Below are 4,033 nucleotides of genomic sequence, written 5' to 3'. Positions count from 1 at the left end.
CTGCCGGGCCGACGCCTCGGCCGCGTGCACCATGCCGACGACCTCCGCCCGGTCCACCGGTCCGGACACCGACACCGCACCCACCCGGCCAGCAATCCGACGGGCAGCAGCGACGGGACGAAGAAGTTGACGAAGGTCTGCTCGGCGTCCGGCGCGTACACCAGTTGGAGGGTGACGATGAGGGCGGCGACCAGGCCGATGGTGATCAGCAACCAGCGGCCGGCCCGGGTGTCGACGAGCTTGCGCAGCTCCACGGCGGTCAGCCGGGCCAGCGACGGCCGGCGTTCACTCGGCCGGACGCTGCGGGCGATCTCGGGGGCGGTGATGGTCATCGGACGGCCTCCCTGGTCGGCGCGGCGTCGGTACCGGTCTGGTCGGGGCCCGCCGCGGCGCTGTCCGCCGCTGCGGTGAGGGTGAGGAAGAGCTGCTCCAGGCCACCGCCGCCGGCCGCCCGCAGCTCGGTGAGGGCGACCCCGGCCGCCGCCGCGGCCTGCCCGACCGCCTCCGGGTCGGCGCGGACCAGCAGCCCGTCGGTGCTTTCGCTGACCGGCAGGCCGGCCCGCTCCAGCGCGCCGCGCAACGCCACCCGGTCGCGGGCCCGCACCACCGTGCCGTCGCCGGCCAGCAGCTCGTCCTTGCCGCCCTGCGCCACGATCCGGCCACCCCCGATCACCACCAGCCGGTCCGCGACCGCCTCCACCTCGCGCAGCAGATGGGAGGAGAGCAGCACCGTGCCGCCCCGGTCGGCGAAGTCGCGCAGCAGGCCGCGCATCCAGAAGATCCCTTCCGGGTCCAGGCCGTTGGCCGGCTCGTCCAGGACCAGCACCCGGGGATTGCCCAGCAGCGCGTGTGCCAGGCCGAGCCGCTGGCGCATCCCCAGCGAGTACGCCCGGACCCGTCGCCGGGCGGCGACCGCGTCCAGACCCACCCGGTCGAGCACCTCGCCCACCAGACTCCGGTCCACCCCCATCGTGGTGGCCGCCACGGCCAGGGCCTCCCGGCCGGTACGCCCGGCGTGCTGGGCGGAGGCGTCCAGCAGCACTCCGATCGTGCGACCCGGGTTGGGCAGCTCGCGGTAGGGGTGCCCGTCGACGGTGGCCTGGCCGGAGGTCGGCGGGGTGAGCCCGCAGATCATCCGCATCGTGGTGGACTTGCCGGCCCCGTTGGGCCCCAGGAAGCCGGTGACGGTGCCTGGCTCGCAGTGGAACGACACGTCCTCGACGGCGGTGTGCCGCCCGTACCGTTTGGTGAGCTGATTAACCGCGATCATGCCGCCAGCCTGGCCGAGCCACCCGGCCGTGCGCAGCGGCCGACGGTCTGCATCGTCTCGACCAAGGTCGAGGGTCAGGTCTCGACTTTGGTAGCTGGTCCGACACCCGGGCGGCTGCCTACCATTACGGCTGTGACCAGCGCCGTCGTACTCGAACACCCGTGGCTGCTGCCTGGGGAGCTCAGCACGACCCGCGGCCATTCCCGACGGACCACCCGGGACTGGCTGGTCGACAGTCTCTGCTTCCTGGTCTCCCTCGCCTGGGTGACGCTGGCCTCCTTCGACGCCGCTTCCCGGACCCCGGGCCTCGCCGAACGGCTGCCGTACCCCTGGATGGTCGTCGCGGACGCGATCCTCGGCCTGGCCTGCACGGCGGCGCTCTGGGTACGTCGGCGGTGGCCGCTCGGGCTGGCGCTGGTGACGCTGCCGTTGACGATGTTCTCCATCGCCGCCGTCGTCCCGCTGCTGATCATCTACTTCACCGTGATCGTGCACCGGCGCACGGCGGTCGCGTTGGCGGTCACCGCCGCCGGCCTGATCACCAACATGTTCTTCGCCCTGCTGCGTCCCGAGCCTGCCAGCACGTACTGGATTTCAACCCTGTGGGGCGTGGTGATCAGCTTGATGGTGCTGGCCTGGGGGATGTTCGTGCGGGCGCGGCGGCAACTGGTGCTGTCGCTGCGGGAGCGCGCCGAGCGGGCCGAGGCCGAGCAGCAGTTGCGGGTGGCCCAGGCCAGGCAGCTGGAACGCAGCCGGATCGCGCGCGAGATGCACGACGTGCTGGCCCACCGGATCTCGCTGCTCAGCCTGCACGCCGGTGCGCTGGAGTTCCGTCCCGACGCCTCCCCGGAGGAGGTGGCGCGGGCGGCCGGGGTGATCCGGGGCAGCGCCCACGCGGCATTGCAGGACCTGCGGGAGGTGATCGGCGTGCTGCGGGCCGAGGTCTCCCTCTCGGCCGGCCCGGAGCGCCCCCAGCCCACCATTGACGACCTGCCGGCGCTGGTCGCGGAGTCCCGGGCCGCCGGGGTACGCGTCGAGCTGAGCGATCGGGTGGCCGCGGCCGGCGAGCTGCCCGCCGTGGTCGGCCGCAGCGTCTACCGGATCGTGCAGGAGGGGCTGACCAACGCCCGCAAGCATGCCGCCGGCGCCGCCGTCACGGTAGGGGTCGACGGTGGGCCCGGCGACGGCCTGACCGTGGAGATCCGCAACCGCTGGCCGGTGGGCGGGCCGACCGGCGGGCCGATCCCCGGCAGCGGCACCGGTCTGATCGGCATCGCCGAACGGGTCAACCTGGCCGGCGGGCGGCTGGAGCACGGTCGCGACCAGTCCGGCGACTTCCGGCTGGCCGCCTGGCTGCCCTGGCCGGCATCGTGACCCGCCCCGGCCGCGTGTCGTTCGGCGTCGTGCCCGCCCAGGCCGCTCCGCCGCCGATGGCCGTGGACCAGCCGATGGCCGTGGACCAGCCGGTGGCCGTGGACCAGCCGAAGCCCACCGGGCCGGGACAACCGGATCGGCCGGTGCGGATTCTGATCGTGGACGACGACGCGTTGGTGCGCGCCGGGCTGTCGATGATCCTCGGTGGCACGCCCGACCTGACCGTGGTCGGGGAGGCGGCCGACGGTAGCGAGGTCGTCGGTGCGGTCGCGGCGTGCCGGCCGGACGTGGTGCTGATGGACATCCGGATGCCCCGGCTGGACGGGCTGGCCGCCACCGAGGCCCTGCGGGCGCTGCCCCGACCGCCCGAGGTGCTCGTGCTGACCACCTTCGACGCCGACGAGTACGTGCTGCGGGCGCTTCGGGCCGGTGCCGGCGGGTTCCTGCTCAAGGACACCCCGCCGGCCGAGATCGTGCGGGCGGTGCGCCGGGTGGCGGCGGGGGAGGCGACCCTGTCTCCGACGGTCACCCGCACCCTCATCGATCACGTCACCGCCGCGACGGCGTCCGACCCGCGCCGGGAGCCGGCCGTCCGGCTGCTCGCCGGGCTCACCGAGCGGGAACGGGCGGTCGCGGTGGCCCTCGGCCAGGGACGCACCAACGCCGAGATCGCGGCCGAGCTGTTCATGAGCGTGGCCACCGTCAAGGCGTACGTCTCCCGGCTGCTGACCCGCCTCGGCCTCAACAACCGGGTGCAGATCGCCCTGCTCGTACACGACGCCGGGCTGGTCTGAGCAGGTCCACCGCCGAGCATCACCGGGGATTGAACTTTCCCGTCCCGGAAGCCGTACCAATGCGCGAGGTGCGGTGCTGAAGCGCATCGCTACCGGAGCTGCGGGAGGTCTGCCGTGCGAGTTGATGAGCAGTCGACGGATCCCATCGATCAGATTTTGGGCGAGTTGCCGGTCCCGACGCCGTTGACCCCCGAGGATGTCCGGCTGGCGGTCCGGGCGGTGGTCGTGCACGCGGCGGAGGAGTGGCCCACGGGGGCGCTCTGCCGTAACGACGGTGCCCGGTTCCCCTGCCGGCTGCACCGCTGGGGCCGGCGGGTGCTGCTGACCCACGGGCTCAACGAGCGGCAGTTCGACGCCCTCATCCGGCACGGCAACCCGTTCGTGCATGTGCCGTTCCCGTTCCTGGTGAACGGGCCCGCGCCGACCCGTACCCCGGCGGTCCGTCCGGCGCGTACCGACCGCGCCGCCGGCTACCCGGCGCGTGGTCCGGCGCCGCGGGTGGCCGCTCCGGTGGTCCGACCCAGCGTCCGGACCCCGGCACCGGCCCTGCCACCGCAGGTAGTTGACGTAGTAGACGTTGCCGACGAGGGTCGTC

At 73.7% G+C, this 4,033-nt stretch carries 4 protein-coding genes and 1 pseudogene; 3 read left to right on the top strand and 2 right to left on the bottom strand.

Going from position 1 to position 4,033, the window contains the following annotated elements:
- Both AB0M52_RS31745 and AB0M52_RS31740 read right to left on the bottom strand, forming a co-directional pair.
- Positions 1 to 332, bottom strand: a pseudogene (locus AB0M52_RS31745) (hypothetical protein); the annotation flags it as partial.
- Positions 329 to 1,270, bottom strand: coding sequence for an ATP-binding cassette domain-containing protein (locus tag AB0M52_RS31740; RefSeq protein WP_363961332.1), 942 nt, complete (start codon positions 1,268 to 1,270; stop codon positions 329 to 331). The gene AB0M52_RS31740 and the pseudogene AB0M52_RS31745, both read right to left, overlap by 4 nt.
- Positions 1,271 to 1,402: 132 nt before the next feature.
- On the opposite strand from AB0M52_RS31740, the gene AB0M52_RS31735 reads away from it, so the two are divergent.
- From AB0M52_RS31735 to AB0M52_RS31725, 3 genes are all read left to right on the top strand, one after another.
- Positions 1,403 to 2,644: a histidine kinase gene (locus AB0M52_RS31735; RefSeq protein WP_363961330.1), complete on the top strand. Its 1,242-nt coding sequence runs from the start codon at positions 1,403 to 1,405 to the stop codon at positions 2,642 to 2,644.
- Between the two features lie 194 nt (positions 2,645 to 2,838).
- Entirely contained in the window at positions 2,839 to 3,438 is a 600-nt protein-coding gene (locus AB0M52_RS31730; RefSeq protein WP_363961334.1) for a response regulator transcription factor, read from the top strand.
- A gap of 114 nt (positions 3,439 to 3,552) precedes the next feature.
- A partial coding sequence (locus AB0M52_RS31725; protein ID WP_363961328.1) for a hypothetical protein occupies positions 3,553 to 4,033 on the top strand: 481 nt, incomplete at its 3' end.

The organism is Micromonospora sp. NPDC051296 (genome assembly GCF_040682255.1).
Taxonomy (GTDB): domain Bacteria; phylum Actinomycetota; class Actinomycetes; order Mycobacteriales; family Micromonosporaceae; genus Micromonospora; species Micromonospora craterilacus.
Note: the sequence above shows the minus strand (reverse complement) of the source record. Positions and strands in the feature narration are given on the sequence as shown.